The following is a 15,935-nucleotide window of genomic DNA, read 5'->3' as shown; positions in this document are numbered from 1 at the left end:
TAAAAGCTGATGTTGGTGAAGCCAAAAGAGCGCAGCTCAAATCCCACAAAACTTCTCTTTATTATCCTATCATCTTGCATATCTCCTATCATACGGATTAGCTGGCGCTCACCTTGAAATATAGTTAGTGATGACTTACATCATTTATTGAGGTGTTGAGCATCATTATTATTTCACTTCAAACGGACTAATTTAGTAGTAGTGTAAAAATCAATTATCATGGCAACTCAACAACAGTGCCAGGTAAAATTAAACTGGGTAGCAGGGCGAAAAGGAATTTTGGAATCCTCTGTTTTAAATCGCCGAATAGAAGTAGCCACTCCACCAGAATTTCCTAACGATATTCCGGGCATTTGGTCGCCTGAACACTTATTTATTGGCGCTGTAAACAGTTGTTTTATGACCTCTTTTTTAGCGATTGCCGAAAACTCAAAACTAGATTTTGTACAATTTGAGTGCAATGCAGTCGGCATTTTAGATAAGAAAGACGGGCGATACATCGTCAGTCAAATTACACTATATCCAGTCGTTACACTCAATTATGCAAATGAAAAGGCCATGAGAGTGATAGAAATGTCTGAAAAATCCTGCCTGATTTCTAATTCAATAAAAACACACGTCCATTTACAAGCGCAGATCAAATTGCAAAATAATGAGGAATTGACTAAACCAAATGGAATAGGCATACTTCTTGAAAATAATTAACTGTTTACTTATAACTAATAATTAGTGTTATGAAAATAAATATGGGAAATCCAGATCGCATCATCCGCTTTATTGTTGCCGCTATTATTACTACTTTATATTTTAGCAACGCAATTACAGGAACTTTTGGGATTGTATTGCTGGTTTTAGCGGGGGTATTCGTTTTAACCAGCCTGGTAAGTTTTTGCCCGCTTTATACTTTAGTAGGGTTTAGTACCTGCAGCACTAAAAGGTGATGCTTGATCAATAGCACGAAGGCACGGCAACATGCGTGCTACTATACATATCAACTTCCGGAAGAAAAATTGCTTCTGTTTGTTTTTAGCGTGGTCAAGACTGCCCATGTTCTTTCATAACTTAAATTTTATTAAAATTAGAAGATATAAAACAGTCAGTTGGTAACACATGTCATAGTAAAGTGATCCTGGTTTTGTTGCGGGCAATTAGCACTCAAAATCTTTCAACAGTTTGATCTCATTGCGATACAATAGGATCTTGCCGTTATTTTCTAAGATTTTCAGCAATCTGGAAACAACCACCCTTGATGTCGCCAGTTCGTCAGCGATCTGGTAATGCGAAGCTTTGATCACGCTCGAACCGGAAAGTCGTTGCTTTTCTTTCAGGTAGGCGATCAGCCGATCATCCAGTTTATGAAAGGCGATGCTTTCAATGGATTTAAGCAACTCCGAGAAGCGCTCGCTGAAACTGCGCATAATGTAGTTTTTCCAGCTGGGGTATTTATGCAGCCATTCATCCAGTTTATTGTGCGGAATGGCGATAATGTCAACCTCTCCCTCTGCAATTGCTCTGATATCGCTTTTCTTTTCTTCCAGGCAGCAGCTATAAGCCATCGAACAGGTCTCATTATTTGACAGGTAATATAAAAGGATCTCTTTACCGCTATCTTCTTTTTTCAGAACCTTCAGGGTTCCTTTTATAACCAGCGGCATCATCCGGATGTATTTACCATAATCCATAATGATATCCCCCTCTTTAAAATGCTTCAGTTCACCGAATTTTTTAATTTCTTCGATTAACGCAGGTTCAAATTCAAAACCGAAGGTATCTAATTTATCCATAAAGGTAAGGTAGCAGTATTTTAGTGTGATAGTAACTTTTTTCGATTTAAAGGTTTAAATGCTTTAGCTTTATAGGATAGAAAAACCGAACGGAATAATATATCAGTCGGACACCAAGGGATAGATAGTTTTGTAATAGCGTGGCTTGACATTTTAAATGATGCCCGTTATAAATGATCCTCAAATCGATTGTTAGTATTACCGGTAACTGATTTGAGGATGTCCCGGATTTATTTTATAAATTGATTTACATTGTTCCAGGTACCGCCGTTGACCACATTGGTGAACCCGTTTTGCTCCAGTATAGTCTTAGCCTGTCCGCTTCTTCCACCGCTTTGGCAGAAAACAATGATGTTTTTCTTGTTTTTGAATTTTGACAGCTGCGAACTGACTATATCCAAGGGGATGTTTATGGAGCCTTTAACGTGGCCGCCCGCAAACTCGCCGGGTGTCCGGACATCTACTAAAAAAGCGCTCTCTTTGATAATGCCGGCCAAATCGACAGATGGCCCTCCGCCAAATAGTTGTTGGAATATGTTCATTTTACTTGTTTTATGAATATTAGTTATTAAAATAATGTTTAAACAACTTCTTCTTAGCTGATGTCTTTTAGCTCCTCTTTGCTGTTTTTAACGGGTGTGTAACAGGCGCCTGAGCCACAGCAGCCTATATTAAATAGTCCTATGCCCGTAAAAATAGCTCCGGCGATACCACTGATCATATCCTCTCTGGATATCGCCTCACCTATGATGACTATTCCGATGATCACACGGAGAACACGAGGTAAAGTCCAATTACAAAGAATACGATTTTTCATGTGTGCTGTTATTATTTACGCTTTAATTAAAAGCTATGTACTTGCTGAAACAAAGATAGATTCAATTATTTGCCAGGTTGGTAACAAAGGTTACATACGAAAAAAGCAACTCTAGGCTGCTTTCAAAATTGCTGTATTTCCAGTTCCTGACATAAAAGTGAATTTTATTTCACCTTTCTTTTATTTATAAAACCGTGTGCTCCCCGATTATTTCGCTTAAAGCTAACCCCCGTTGCGGGATTTTTCCACCCAAGGTATAATACATTTGTTTAAAACCCATTTTCAACGCGTAGGGTGTAATGCCATCTCCAGGTGACTTTCCTTGCCACCCCACCATTCATTGGTGCGCATGTTCCCGCTCAAGCTATAAGCCGGATTTGCGTCAAAATCTCCAACCCTGCATTTAGGGCATTTACCTTGTTCTTTTCCACTTTTTTTTGATGCTTAAGTATTAGATTAGGACAATGATCTCTCTTGTCCGCTTTCGCGATGATCACAAATATTACATTCAATTTTTCACGCCCGCGGCCTTTAAGATTAGCTCCAAGGGACAAAACTTTGTAAAGGTGGATTGCAATAGGTTAACGCCTACAAAAATGCCCAGCCAAAGCCAGTTCAAATTTACAGTATAGGCCAGGATTATACTGGCTAACACATTGGTGCCGGCAACGGCACGTACAATTCTTTCTTTCATGATCTTCTTTTAAAATTGTTAAATAGACTTTTCCACAGGCATAACAAATGCCCTGACCGGGAAATTTTCTTTAAGATTTTCATTATATAGTTTAATTAACTCCATCCCTTGCACTGCACTTGCTTCATTGGTAAATGAGAATACAATTAACGAATCATTTGCTCGGCACCACTTGCAAACCAATCTTCCAGCATATTGGACGGCGCACCATCGCGATGCCCTACGATTTCACTCGTGCTAAACACATCAATATTTGCCTGTTTGAATATCTTTGATACATCGTTCAGGTATTCTTTTAAGCAGGTTACTACCAATAGTTTCATGACTCAGATTTTGAAGGGGTTAATGTTTTTTTATGCATCATCTTAAAGTACAGCAGCGGTACTACGATCAGGGTCAGGAAGGTCGAGGTAACCGTGCCGCCCATCAGCGAAATTGCCAGCCCCTGGAATATCGGGTCGAACAAAATGATCACCGCGCCTAAAGCAACGGCACCGGCGGTTAACAGGATCGGCGTTGTACGCACAGCACCTGCTTCGATGATCGCCTGTTTGAGAGGGATACCTTCATCCAGCCTGATATTGATAAAGTCTATCAGTAATATGGAATTACGGACCATTACACCCGCGAGTGCGATAAACCCGATCATCGACGTAGCAGTAAAATAGGAGTGCAACATCCAGTGGCCGAGCACTATACCTATCAATGAAAGCGGTATCGCAGCCAGCATCACCAGTGGCACTGTGAAATTCTGGAACCAACCCACAATCAGAATATAAATCATAATGATCACCACCGCAAAGGCGATACCCAGGTCGCGGAATACCTCAAAAGTGATCTGCCATTCGCCATCCCATTTCAGGCTATAATTATCTTCCAGTTCCGGCTGATGGGTATATTCTTCTTTCAGTGAAAACCCTTTAGGAACTTTTACCGTTTTTAAATGATCAGAAACGTCGGAGATTGCATAAGAAGGGCTTTCCAGGTCACCGGCCATATCGCCCAGCACATAAACCACTTCTTTTTGGTTTTTACGGTAAATGCTTTTCGGCTTGATTTGCCGGGTTACGGTAACCAGGTCCTTTACGGGTACGGCATTACCCTGCATCCCGATCACTTTAAGGTTCAGCACATCATCGATACTGCTTTTATCTGCATCGCTCAATTGCAGCTTGATCGCGGTTTGGTTATAAGCGGCAGGCTGTGCAATATTGCCAACAGACATACCTGACAAGCCGGCGTTCACAGTAGCAGCTATTTGTGCCGTGGCGATGCCATAACGCATGGCTTTTTCTTTATTCACTTCAATATGGTACCCGGGCTGATCATCTTCCACCATCCAGTCCATATCCACCACATTGGAGGTTTTTATCATCAAATCCTTTACCTGCCGGGCCACTTTGATCTGCTCCTGGTAGTCGGGCCCGTAAATTTCGGCAACTAAAGTTGACAGTACCGGCGGTCCCGGTGGAACTTCCACAATTTTCGCATTTGCGTTATATTTCCTGGCAATAGCCTGGATGGGGCCGCGCATTTCTTTAGCGATCCCGTGGCTTTGGATACTCCGGTCTTTTTTATCCACCAGGTTCACCTGTATATCAGCCACGTTATCACCACGACGTAGGTCATAATGACGCACCAGCCCGTTGAAACTAATCGGTGCCGAAGTGCCGATATAAGTCTCATAATTTCGCACTAGCCCCTGTCCGGACACGTAAGAGCCGATATCTTTGGCTACTGCCTGGGTTTTCTCCAGCGTGGTTCCCTCCGGCATATCGATCACTACCTGGAACTCATTCTTGTTATCAAAAGGCAGCATTTTCACGGCAACCGCTTTGGTATAGAACATCGATAATGATGCGAACAGGATCACCACAATGCTTAGAATAAAGGTCCATCGTTTCCAGCAAAGGCTGAATGAAAGAGCGATATATTTTATAAATGCGCGTTTCTTCCAGTAATTTTGGTTTGTTTTTTTCGGGTGTGATACCGTGATTTTCTTTTTCTCTCAAAAAGATATAACCGAGGTATGGTGTTAAAGTCAGCGCAACGATCAGTGATAGGATCATGGCAATAGAGGCGCCAATGGGCATCGGGCTCATATAAGGCCCCATCATGCCGGAGACAAAGGCCATCGGCAATACTGCTGCAATTACCGTAAAGGTTGCCAGGATAGTTGGATTGCCCACCTCATTGATGGCATATATAGCTGCTTGCAATGGCGGCAGTTTTTTCATTTTAAAATGCCGGTGCATATTCTCTGCAATGATAATGGAATCATCTACTACGATACCCGTAATAAACACCAACGCGAACAGCGTGATGCGGTTAAGCGTGTAGTGCATAAAGTAATAGGCAAACAGCGTAAGCGCGAAAGTTACCGGCACCGATAAAAACACCACCAACCCGCCGCGCCAGCCCATGGCCAGCATTACAAATACGGTAACTACCACAATAGCAATAAATAAGTGGAATAATAGCTCGCTTACCTTGTCCGACGCACTTTCGCCATAGTTACGGGTGACAGTCAGATGCACATCATTGGGCACAAGGCTTGCTTTCAGATGTTCCACTTTGCCCAGTATCTGTTCCGACAGTTTCATGGCATCCGCTCCTTTCTTTTTGGCAACCGAAAGCGTAATAGCCGGGTAATTGGATTTGAAAACTCTGGAATTAGCCTGGTCTGCTTTTCCATAACCAAATAGCACGTATTGATTCGGCGTTTCCGCTCCCTCGTCAACTTTTGCTATTTGTTTCAGATAAACCGGCTGCTGCTGATTAATGCCCACCACCAAGTTACCGACATCATCTGACGAGGTCAGGAAGTTCCCTGTCTCTACTGAAAAGGCAGTATCCTTTTGGAGCAAAGTGCCGCCCGGCAATTGCATATTGCTACCCTGTATTTGTTTACTCAGCGATAAAAAATCCACATGGTTCTCAGCCATCTTATTTTTATCCAGCAATACTTTTACCTCGCGGTTGCGGCCACCGATGATATTAACATCCGATACATCATTTATCTTTTTGATTTCATTTGCCAGTTCCTGGCCCATTTGTTTCAGCTGGTAGTCATCGTATTTATCGCTCCAAAGGGTTAAACCCAATACTGACACATCGTCAATGGCCCTGGTTTTTATCAATGGCAGGGTAACGCCCTGCGGCATTTTATCCATATTTTTCATTAGCTCGCTGTACAGCTTTACTAATGAACGTCCCACATCTTCACCCACGTTAAACTGTACGATCACCATTGCTTGTCCCTGCATCGAAGTAGAATACACGTATTCCACGCCTTTAATATTCGAGATCATTTTTTCAATTGGCGCGGCAACCTTGGTTTCCACATCTTTCGGGGAAGCGCCGGGGTACCCGATAAATATATCTGCCATAGGCACCTGTATCTGGGGTTCTTCCTCACGCGGAATTAAGAACGTACCGTAACCGCCGATTAGTAAAAAGGCGATCATTAACAGTATAGTTAATTTCGACTGTATAAATGCCTTGGCTATATTTCCCGCAAATCCGTCTTTCATGTCCTTATTTTATTTTAACCGCTACACCGTTATACAACCTGCCTTCTGCGCTCACAATAAAATGCTCATTCGCTGCCAGGCCGCTTAACACTTCAACCTGGTTACCTTGTGTTCTGCCCAGCCTTACCCAGCGCAGCAGGGCGGTATGGTTGCTGCCTATGGTATATAAGCCCGTTAACTGGTCTTTATATTCAACAGCCGATACCGGAACCATCACCCGATCACCGGCATTTGTGGTTTTTATTGCCGGTGCTACCGGGATTGCTACATTGGCATACATGCCGGCAAACAAACCTTGTTTTTCGTTATCAGGGATATGTATTTTTATCATGTACTGGCCGCCGCTGCTTTGAGAAGACTGGGCGATCTGGGCTATTGTTCCTTTAATTGATTTGTTAATTGCACTTATGCTGACGTTGACGTTAGCACCGTCATGAATTAAACTGATCTCACTTTCGGGCACAGCCGCGCTCACCTGATAGCTGCCGCTTTGTTCAATGGTCAATAGCGGCATTCCGGGGTTGGCCATACTGCCGACATCCATCATTTTCTGGGTAACTGTTCCGGAAAATGGCGCGGTCAGGTTAGTATAGCTGAACATCGCGTTCACTTCGTTGCGTTGTTGTTTCGAAGCTTCCAATCTTGCTTTGGCCGAACTATACTGCAGCGTAATATTATCCAGCTCTTTGGCCGAAGCGCTTTGTTGTTTATACAATGCGGTAAAGCGGTCATAGTCCTTTTGTGCGTTCTTTAAACCCGCGTCGGCTTCTGTAATCATCGCATCGGCCTGCGCCCGTTTCGCCAGGATATCGTCATTGCTGATTGTAGCCAACGACTGCCCTTTACTCACCCGGTCACCCACTTTGACATTGATCTTTGTGATGTAACCCATAACCCGCGTGCTGATATTGGCTGTTTGACTGGCTTCCACCTGTCCGCTTACGGTTAATCCCTGTTTTGCATCTGCCGATGGCTGGCTTACCGTAACCATTATCGCCGTGTCTGTCATGGCTTTTGTTTCTTTTTTTTCACTGGATGAACAGGAACTAAGGATCAGCAAACCGATACCGGTAAATAGTTGTAAAGCCCTGTTTTTATGGATGGGTAAGTTCATATCTGATCGGTTATTTAGTGGTCGTTGCTGTTAATAATTTGATATAGGCGCTGGTCACATTAGCAGTAAACTGCGCCTGTGCAAGCGAAAACTTTAATTGCGATAACTGGGTGTCGGCTGTTAATACGTCGGTGGTATTGACTAGCCCTTGCTGGTAACGGTTTTGTAAGATCCTTACGGCTTCGGCTGCCTGTTCTATGGCTGCCTGATCCTGAGCCATTTCAAATTGTGCGTCGGAAAGGTCTCGGTAGGCTTTGTCTAGTTCCATCTGGCTCTGGTCTTTTTGCTGGGCTAACTGCACGGTAAGCTTGTCCCGTTCCAGTTTTTGTGCGGCGATTACATGTTTGGTATTATTCCCGTTAAAAACATTCCAGTATAATTGTATGCCAACCAGGTAGGCATTAGCGCCGAAATCGGTTAAGTGGCTGTCATTATACTGAAAATTGCCGAAGGCATTCAGTTTAGGCAGGTAACTCATCTGGCTCGATTTGATTATCAAGCCGGATGCTTCAATGGCTTTTTGCATGGCCATGAAGTCTGATCGATTGGCAAATACCTTTCTAATGCTGTCGCTGGCGGGCAAGCTCAGTTGCGATTCATTACTGATGCTGTATATTGTGCCCGTTGGCTGCCCCATCAAAAGGCTAAGGTAATCTGATGCGTCACCGATACTGCTCTGCGCTTTGGCCAGATTGCTTATAACGGCGGTAACGTGTACCTGCGCATTTAACAAGTCTGACTTCTGTATCAGTCCCTGCTTCAAATGGTTATCAGTATAGGTATAAACGGCTTGCGCGGTTTGGTTCGCTTCCGTTAAAACTTTCACCGCCTGGTAAGCCAACTGCAATTGCTGGTAAGCTTTCGTAATTTCAAAAATCATGTTTTCCTGAGTGCGCTGAGTTTTATATTGATAAATTTCTGTTTGCTTTTCGGCGCTTTTACGCATGTAAAGCATGTCGATATTGAGCAATGGCTGCTTAACCTCCAACTCTGCCATATAATCTGTGGTCGCCGAAGGGTGATTTAATAAAGCAGGATTAAAGTTATTTTGGGTGATGGTTCCTTGTTGCAGTTTAAAGCCGAAGGCGTTGAGGGGGTTATTGGTGCTCATCGCGGTATAGGACAGATCAGCCTGTGGCAGGAAAATAGCCTCCGTTTGCTTGTAATTGGCCGCAGCGATATTTCCGTCCAGCTTGGCCAGCTGAATGTTTTTATTGTTGGCTAAAACCGCTGATATCGCTTCGCTAAAACTTAAGCTTTTAGTGTTTTCTTGTGAATGTGCCGTCGAAAGCACACCAATGGTTGCTATGACCGTTAAAACAAGTAATTTTAAAAAATGCTTGATATTGTTCATTCCTTTTTATTTGAAGCAAAAGTAGTTTCAGAAAAAAAGTTAAACGGTAACATTTGTTACTTACTAAACCGGGATAAGTAAATTTTCAGGCATTCCATAAATTGGTTGCAGATACCCTAGCATATTCCAAAATCCAAAATAGGTTTAGAGAGATTTAATAGACTTGGAAACATAATAAATAGAAGTTATAATAATTATCAAATAGGGAGAGAACCTGCCACCTTGTAAATTTAAGTTAGCGCTCATGATGATCATTTGCCAGGGCAGACAGAAAGTTCAACCAAATTGGATTGTATCTGAAAAAGCCTTACATAGGAATAGTCCAGATTTGTCTTATCCAATTGCTGGCTGATAACCCTATGAACGTGTTTTATCGTTTCATAAATTTAGGTATACTATATTTGCCTTTACCAGTCAGGTCAACGAAATGTGCCCTGCGGTGAGCACTATTCCTTTCGTTATAAACAAACCCGTTACGAGTCATACCTTCGATTGAACATCAACTATCCCTAGTAAATGATCTGCAGATATTTTCCGATCAAAGTTTCCGGGCGGTATTTTCGAAAAGGGTTGTCCTAACATGTAAATAGCAATCTGCTAGTTTTATTCATGATCTTTACCTGCCAATGGGTAACCTTTTGTTTTCCAATTGGTTTGCAAGTTGGTCGGCAAATCTAAGAGTTTAATATTCATAAAACCTATTTTTTTCAATTCAATAAACGCAGGCCTAATATTCGGGCATTTAGTAAACGGACAGCATCCGCAATAGATAACGATAACGGTGCTTTTAGGCAGAGCCGCAACAGTGTTTTTCAGCGTTGTCATATTTTCATCGGCGCTCACTGCGCCGATATGTTTTGCGCCTTTAATATCTTCCACCGCGCCAATATTAAGGATCACTGGTAGTTTGCCCGGACTATCTTTTAACATAGTTGCAAGCTCCTTTGGTTCTATCAATTCGCTATCCTTCCAGGGATAAGTATTAAAGATGAAAGGTGATAGGGTCGGTGACGTTTGGGCTCTAACGACGGACGACCATAGACAGGCTGTTAGCAAGCAATAAAACAACACACTGGTTTTATTTTTCATTTGATTTCTTATAAAGACCTTTGACCGTGTAAAGATGATATTTATCCATGAAAAATAACCGTAAAACCCGTTAGGATAATGTTTATATTCACAACACGCCGGATTAGGTAAGCTGGACACAAGCGGTTCCGCAAGATGGTCGTTAAAAAAAAATGAATTAGTACGTTTCACTGATTGAAAATACTGATATTTATTTAATTAAGAATAAGGTAATAAAACCGCCCCGTTAAGGAGCGGCTTGCAGATACATGATAAGCCGAAATTCACGAGGTGAAATTACATTTTCATCTTGTCATCCATCATGCCCTTTTTCATCGGCATTTTCATCACCTTACCATTCATCATTACACATTGCCCTTCTTTTAACATCATGGTTTTACCGTCTTTCATTTTCACGGTACCATCTGTCATCACCATTGTCCCATTGTTCATGGTCATCGTTTTAGTCATTGGCATACTTTTACCATGCATCATGGTCATCATTTTACCGTCCATCATCATAGCGGAGTGGTTCATTTTTTTCATAGACATGTGCGACATCTTATGCATAGATGTGTCGGCCATTTTGGTTTGTGCCATTGCGCTACAACTCAATGTAAGCGCAGTCAAGGCGATCATAATTCTTTTCATGTTTTCGTTGGTTAGCTTTGCTTATATATACCCACTAATCGAGCCACGTTTTTCGAATTACTCTTTTACTTTGAGCAAACCGCAACTTTTAAAACCGGGAATGTATGGAACGTTCAATTTATAGATGGCCGTGAAGTGATGCTAAATGTCGTAATGAATGGGTTCAGCGTAGTGAAGTCATCTGGACAATACCGTGATCATAGCCATAGGAAAGCACATCGATGGCATAAATCAAAAAAAAAATCACCTAATGTTACCATTAAGAAAGATCTATTACTGTATTAAGTTTACGATTCTTGCCGTATTATCTCATAACTGGATTAACTAAAATCGGCAACTTTGCAGTTTCAAAACTTTTATTCTTGCGGATAATGGAACGATTAAACAGTTTTCTGGACGAGGAACGACAGATTTTCGAAATATCCCTATTATTCAAGTGAGCCAATTGGAATGCCATTGTCAAAAAAGAACTTGAGCAACCGCTCCCTTTTGATCCTAAAGAACCTATCATTCCTCAAGAAGATCCTTACCGGATACCGGACGAAGACCCTATTAAAACACCGCCAAACGAAATACCTTTTCCATTTGAATTACCATAAATATTAATAACAAGAGCAATTAAAAAGGGTCCGTAAGGAATATACAACTCTATTGATATTGATTTTTTAATACAGTCTATGACGGTTGAAGTGCTTAGTAGTAATTGTAAACGTTTACTAATTAATCAGTTAGCTTACATCAAAATCCCAACACTCAGGACAAAATTCAATTTGAGTTAGAGATAAGATCATTTTTAAAATCGTTCGGAATGACAGAGATTATGAGCGCAATCAATTCACCATAAATAGTACAACAATGAGCAAAGAGAAAAAAAATAACTTGAAAAAAACAGTAGGAAAAGTAGTTCCAAAACCTTCCAATGATGGCATGAATACGCCGGTGCCGGATCAAACGGCAGCCCACGAACCTTCAGCAAGTGAGGTTGCATTATTAAAACAAGCTGAAAATCCATTAGGTGATCCGAATAAGGTTTAATGGTTTTAAGCCACCGAGGATCACGGTAATTAATTGATGCGTTTTTTCTTAGTCCGATTTTTGTAGTGTAATAGATGTAATTAGCATAACCCTTTGGATAATGATCGAAATTAAAAATACAGCACCCGTTATTACTGTAACAGCTACATTATTGGTTAAGTTACCAAAGCTAAAAAGGCCACGTATTAACCGCCCTATACATAAATAATCATTTATTCAGCTTTTACTTATGAAAAGTTTCACGGTAATTATTTCGATATACAATTTGGCGATGGACTTTATTGTAACCTGCATTGGTTCCAAACCTTATCGTTTCAAGGTGGAAACGATCATTGGCGAACCTCATACTACTGTGCTAAAACTCCTGCCTGGACATGAATGGGTAGCAGAGGAGGTTTCGATGAAGTATTTTACCAAAGACAACATCAAGAGATTAGGCTTACTAATCGAGGACGAAAAACCTAAATGGGCTTTGAGTTGATTATTCCTGATTTAGTTCATTTGGTATTAATCGTTCTTAATAACCTACAGTTATTTTAGTATAAGTTTGACACCAATAGTATTCATCTATTATTAAATTGTAACGAATGAGTTATGAAATCCTGTTAGCTGATGGCGTTGTCTTACTATTGCAGATCACTGCGGCAACTTTCAAAACGTGGAAAGTATGGTGTATTCAATTTATAGATAGCCGGGAAGTGATGCTTTATAAGTGTGGTGATGAATAAGTACAGCGTAATGAAGATAACTAATCAACGCCGGGCTTTTGGTCAGCAACTTGTTGTTCAATGGCTGTTACCCTTTCAAGCAACGCTGAATCGACTGGTGCCATCGTTGAATTGATAAAATCGATCAGAACCACTTTCAAAGTGTATTGCATAATATCCTGTCGAATGCCGTAAAGTTCTCACCAAAAAACGGATTAATCAATATTTCCAGCAAGATTATTAAAAGTGGGTTCAATAAACCTAAGTGGCTTTTAGCTATTAAGGACGACGGTATTGGCATCCCGTTTGAAATTCAAGGTTTTGTTTTTGACCAGTTTACTCAAGCGCAGCTGCCTGGTACCGAAGGTGAAACACCGACCGGTCTTGGTTTATATTTCGCTAAAAAAACAATGGAACAGCATGGCGGCAGGATCTGGTTTGAAAGCGTTGAAAACAAAGGCCCACTTTTTTTATTGAACTGCCTTCCTATAAGTTTTTATTTGCTAATGGTCAAGCTCATCCAGCTTCTTTTGCTCTTCAGGTGAAAATTGAACATATTCCGATAAGTCTTTAACCATCTTCCTGGCAAAAACGGCACTTTCTGAATCACTTTTCATGACATCATCCTCCCCTAAATCAACGTCTGTCCCATATATCGCTTGCTTTAACTCTTTCCGGTGATGGAGCTCATCAATCTTTTCCCTCATTTTTTCAACCTTTGAAAAATCCGGCTTTCCGTTTTTCAGCAGGTCAGCGAAATCTTTATAAGGTGACAGATCGATTTTGATCACTTTTTGCATGATCTCGCCCCACTGCAGCACTTCAACCACTGAATATTCCTTATTATTTCTTGACTGTACCTCCATTACCATCGCCAGGTACATTTCCGGTGTTCCGTTCCAACCCGGTTTCAACTTAAACAGCTTCAGCAAAAATGATAACGCGCCCATACTTTGGTTATTTGCATTCGTCCGACATATTGTAAATATAGGTATGCCTATTGTTTTTGTCAACTCGTTATTTAGTTAGTCCCTATTTGGGCAAGCCCTTCGGGCCGGGCTTTCCGCTATATCTGCTACGCAGGATGCCGCTCCTATCCCTTTTGCGAATAAATGGTTAACAATTTACCCTGCGCAACAGCCTAACCAGCGGATATAAAAATGTCACGGTGCCCGCATTTGTTGACCACGCTCATTACATTTTGCCGGGTCAAGCCGCTTTTGCGAGGCTGCCGTATTTTAGGATTTCACCTGCTTTCCTCCTCAGATTAGCAAACTACGGAGATTTTTAGTTGAACACTTTGTGTTTCCTGATTGCCTCTGACTTTTTTTTCCGGCTGAGGTCGTTATCGCCTACGGCTCCAATGGCATTTTTTATTTAATCAATGAGTATTTTAATCGAAACGGGTAAAAAGCGCAGCTAAAATCAAGCCTGGAGTTGTCGTGGGGTTTGCAAAAGACTACGGCATAAACGGTTTCCTCCCCGCCTATGGGCGGGTCCCCTCCAATTATTCCGTTTCCTTTTGCCCGCTGCCGGGCTTTAAGATTTGCTTTCTTTTTCCCCTTTTTCTTTTAAAAATAATCAATCAGGGCAAGGCGGCGAAAGGAAAAAGCAAACAACAATTTATTCATTATTAAACATTAAAATTATGCTATTCACAGGAAGATTAACCGCAAACGCAGAAGTAAAGGCGGTAAAAGGGGACAAACAGGTAATCAATTTTACCGTAGCCATTAACCAAAAATGGAAAAACAAAGCGGGTGAAAAAAAGGAAAAAACCGCATTCGTTGACTGCGCTTACTGGCGCAACTCCGGCATTGCCGAATACCTCACCAAAGGCGCAGTAGTAGAAATTTCAGGATGGATGGAAGCACAGGGCTACCAAAGCAAAAGCGATGGCATTAAGGCAAGGTTGATTTGCACCTGCGACACCATCAAGCTGTTTTCGCTAACTCCCAAAAGTGCCGACCCAACAGAAGGCAAAGAGAAAAAAGCGGTAACGGCTGGCGCAGGTAAAGACGACGACGACCTGCCATTTTAAGCAATCCCATTCATTAACAATTTACAAAATTTAAAAATTACCATCATGGCACATAACTTAAATTATAACGAAGCAAATCAGGAATACAGCTTTTTCAGCGTAAAGGAAAGGGCATGGCATGGATTAGGTAAGATAGTGGAACAACACCCCACCAGCGCCGAAGCCATTAAATACGCAGGGCTTGACTACTTCGTAGAAAAACGCCCCTTGTTTACCTATGATACCGAGAACCATACTGGCGACCCCGATACAGATATACTCATTCCTGAAATCGAAGTGCCTAACTACTTCGCTACTATGCGCACCGATACCGAGCAGGTTTTGGGTGTCGTGGGCAGGGATTACGAAGTCGTACAAAATGTAAATGCCTTCGAGTTTTTTGATGCTATCGTAGGTGGCGGTGATGGTATTTTATACGAAACCGCAGGGGCTTTAGGCAAAGGCGAGCGTATATTTATCACCGCCAAACTGCCCGGCTATATTCGTGTAGGCAAAGACGATTTTATTGAAAAATACCTTTTCCTGACCACTTCGCACGATGGTTTCGGCAGTATTACCGCAGCATTTACACCTATTAGAATTGTGTGTAATAATACGCTTAACGCTGCATTAGCCAACCATTCAGGCGCAATCAAAATCCGTCATACCGCATCTGCAAACGACCGTTTAAAACAAGCGCATACCCTAATGGGCATCAGTTCAAACTTAGGGGCAGAATTGCAGGACTTGTTTAACAATTGGTCACAGGTACGTATCACCGATAAGGAAGTAAAAAAATTGATACAGGTGGCAATGGCACCGAATAAGGAAGTCCTTAAAAATCTCGAATTAGGCAAGGACGATGAACTTTCAACCACCTACACCAATATGGTTGACAAGGTATATGAGTATGCTTTTAGCAGTCCTACCCAACAAATGGAAACTACCGCCGGAACAGTGTTTGGCGCATACAATGCCGTTACAGGTTACTTTCAAAATGTCCGCAACTATAAGGACGAAGAAGCCAAATTTAAATCCATCATCGAGGGGACAGCCAAACAACGAGCACAAACTGCCTTTAACCTCTGCCGTGATTTTTCCCGCAGTGGTGCAAGTGCCTTAATCCTTAACTAACCATCCGGGGGGAGCAATCTCCCC

19 protein-coding genes are annotated in these 15,935 nt (G+C 41.8%); 7 read left to right on the top strand and 12 right to left on the bottom strand.

Features of this window, described 5'->3' with window-relative positions; all coding sequences use genetic code 11:
• Positions 1-219: 219 nt before the first annotated feature.
• Together NAF19_RS07790 and NAF19_RS07785 are read left to right on the top strand one after the other, a co-directional pair.
• Positions 220-705: an OsmC family protein gene (locus tag NAF19_RS07790; RefSeq protein WP_252789260.1), complete on the top strand. Its 486-nt coding sequence runs from the start codon at positions 220-222 to the stop codon at positions 703-705.
• 29 nt (positions 706-734) lie between these two features.
• Complete coding sequence (locus tag NAF19_RS07785) at positions 735-941, top strand: YgaP family membrane protein (protein ID WP_252789259.1); 207 nt, start codon at positions 735-737, stop codon at positions 939-941.
• Positions 942-1,148: 207 nt separating this feature from the next.
• Here the strand turns inward: NAF19_RS07785 and NAF19_RS07780 are convergent, their stop codons facing one another.
• The 11 genes from NAF19_RS07780 to NAF19_RS07730 all read right to left on the bottom strand — a co-directional run bounded on the left by NAF19_RS07780 (position 1,149) and on the right by NAF19_RS07730 (position 10,964).
• Positions 1,149-1,784: a Crp/Fnr family transcriptional regulator gene (locus NAF19_RS07780; RefSeq protein WP_252789258.1), complete on the bottom strand. Its 636-nt coding sequence runs from the start codon at positions 1,782-1,784 to the stop codon at positions 1,149-1,151.
• Between the two features lie 230 nt (positions 1,785-2,014).
• Entirely contained in the window at positions 2,015-2,326 is a 312-nt protein-coding gene (locus NAF19_RS07775) for a rhodanese-like domain-containing protein (protein WP_252789257.1), read from the bottom strand.
• Between the two features lie 53 nt (positions 2,327-2,379).
• Positions 2,380-2,553 carry a hypothetical protein gene (locus NAF19_RS07770; protein ID WP_252789256.1) on the bottom strand — a complete coding sequence of 58 codons (174 nt, stop codon included), beginning with the start codon at positions 2,551-2,553 and terminating at the stop codon, positions 2,380-2,382.
• Between the two features lie 556 nt (positions 2,554-3,109).
• Complete coding sequence (locus NAF19_RS07765; protein ID WP_252789255.1) at positions 3,110-3,295, bottom strand: YgaP family membrane protein; 186 nt, start codon at positions 3,293-3,295, stop codon at positions 3,110-3,112.
• Between the two features lie 146 nt (positions 3,296-3,441).
• Positions 3,442-3,618, bottom strand: coding sequence for a hypothetical protein (locus tag NAF19_RS07760; protein ID WP_252789254.1), 177 nt, complete (start codon positions 3,616-3,618; stop codon positions 3,442-3,444).
• Complete coding sequence (locus NAF19_RS07755) at positions 3,615-5,171, bottom strand: efflux RND transporter permease subunit (RefSeq protein ID WP_252789253.1); 1,557 nt, start codon at positions 5,169-5,171, stop codon at positions 3,615-3,617. Before NAF19_RS07755 ends, NAF19_RS07760 begins: the two co-directional genes overlap by 4 nt.
• Complete coding sequence (locus NAF19_RS07750) at positions 5,101-6,828, bottom strand: efflux RND transporter permease subunit (RefSeq protein ID WP_252789252.1); 1,728 nt, start codon at positions 6,826-6,828, stop codon at positions 5,101-5,103. Before NAF19_RS07750 ends, NAF19_RS07755 begins: the two co-directional genes overlap by 71 nt.
• Positions 6,829-6,832: 4 nt before the next feature.
• On the bottom strand, positions 6,833-7,942 hold the full coding sequence (locus tag NAF19_RS07745; protein ID WP_252789251.1) for an efflux RND transporter periplasmic adaptor subunit: 1,110 nt from the start codon (positions 7,940-7,942) through the stop codon (positions 6,833-6,835).
• A gap of 10 nt (positions 7,943-7,952) precedes the next feature.
• Positions 7,953-9,296 (bottom strand): TolC family protein, encoded by a 1,344-nt coding sequence (locus NAF19_RS07740; RefSeq protein ID WP_252789250.1) that lies wholly within the window; start codon positions 9,294-9,296, stop codon positions 7,953-7,955.
• A gap of 603 nt (positions 9,297-9,899) precedes the next feature.
• Positions 9,900-10,385, bottom strand: coding sequence for a rhodanese-like domain-containing protein (locus tag NAF19_RS07735; RefSeq protein WP_252789249.1), 486 nt, complete (start codon positions 10,383-10,385; stop codon positions 9,900-9,902).
• Between the two features lie 276 nt (positions 10,386-10,661).
• Entirely contained in the window at positions 10,662-10,964 is a 303-nt protein-coding gene (locus tag NAF19_RS07730; RefSeq protein ID WP_252789248.1) for a DUF6799 domain-containing protein, read from the bottom strand.
• A 906-nt stretch (positions 10,965-11,870) separates the two neighbouring features.
• Between NAF19_RS07730 and NAF19_RS07725 the strand changes: the two genes are divergently transcribed.
• From NAF19_RS07725 to NAF19_RS07715, 3 genes are all read left to right on the top strand, one after another.
• On the top strand, positions 11,871-12,050 hold the full coding sequence (locus NAF19_RS07725; protein WP_252789247.1) for a hypothetical protein: 180 nt from the start codon (positions 11,871-11,873) through the stop codon (positions 12,048-12,050).
• A 229-nt stretch (positions 12,051-12,279) separates the two neighbouring features.
• Complete coding sequence (locus NAF19_RS07720; protein WP_252789246.1) at positions 12,280-12,531, top strand: hypothetical protein; 252 nt, start codon at positions 12,280-12,282, stop codon at positions 12,529-12,531.
• A gap of 393 nt (positions 12,532-12,924) precedes the next feature.
• The gene (locus tag NAF19_RS07715; RefSeq protein WP_252789245.1) at positions 12,925-13,302 is read left to right on the top strand and encodes a sensor histidine kinase; all 378 of its coding nucleotides are present in this window, start codon (positions 12,925-12,927) and stop codon (positions 13,300-13,302) included.
• Here the strand turns inward: NAF19_RS07715 and NAF19_RS07710 are convergent.
• The gene (locus tag NAF19_RS07710) at positions 13,261-13,707 is read right to left on the bottom strand and encodes a hypothetical protein (protein ID WP_252789244.1); all 447 of its coding nucleotides are present in this window, start codon (positions 13,705-13,707) and stop codon (positions 13,261-13,263) included. The two genes, NAF19_RS07715 and NAF19_RS07710, sit on opposite strands and share 42 nt — an antisense overlap.
• 698 nt (positions 13,708-14,405) lie before the next feature.
• Here NAF19_RS07710 and NAF19_RS07705 point away from each other — a divergent pair.
• Together NAF19_RS07705 and NAF19_RS07700 are read left to right on the top strand one after the other, a co-directional pair.
• Positions 14,406-14,798: a single-stranded DNA-binding protein gene (locus NAF19_RS07705; protein ID WP_252789243.1), complete on the top strand. Its 393-nt coding sequence runs from the start codon at positions 14,406-14,408 to the stop codon at positions 14,796-14,798.
• A 45-nt stretch (positions 14,799-14,843) separates the two neighbouring features.
• Positions 14,844-15,911 carry a DUF932 domain-containing protein gene (locus tag NAF19_RS07700; protein ID WP_252789242.1) on the top strand — a complete coding sequence of 356 codons (1,068 nt, stop codon included), beginning with the start codon at positions 14,844-14,846 and terminating at the stop codon, positions 15,909-15,911.
• Positions 15,912-15,935 lie beyond the last annotated feature (24 nt).

This window comes from Mucilaginibacter flavidus, assembly GCF_024055575.1.
GTDB lineage: Bacteria > Bacteroidota > Bacteroidia > Sphingobacteriales > Sphingobacteriaceae > Mucilaginibacter > Mucilaginibacter flavidus.
Note: the sequence above shows the minus strand (reverse complement) of the source record. Positions and strands in the feature narration are given on the sequence as shown.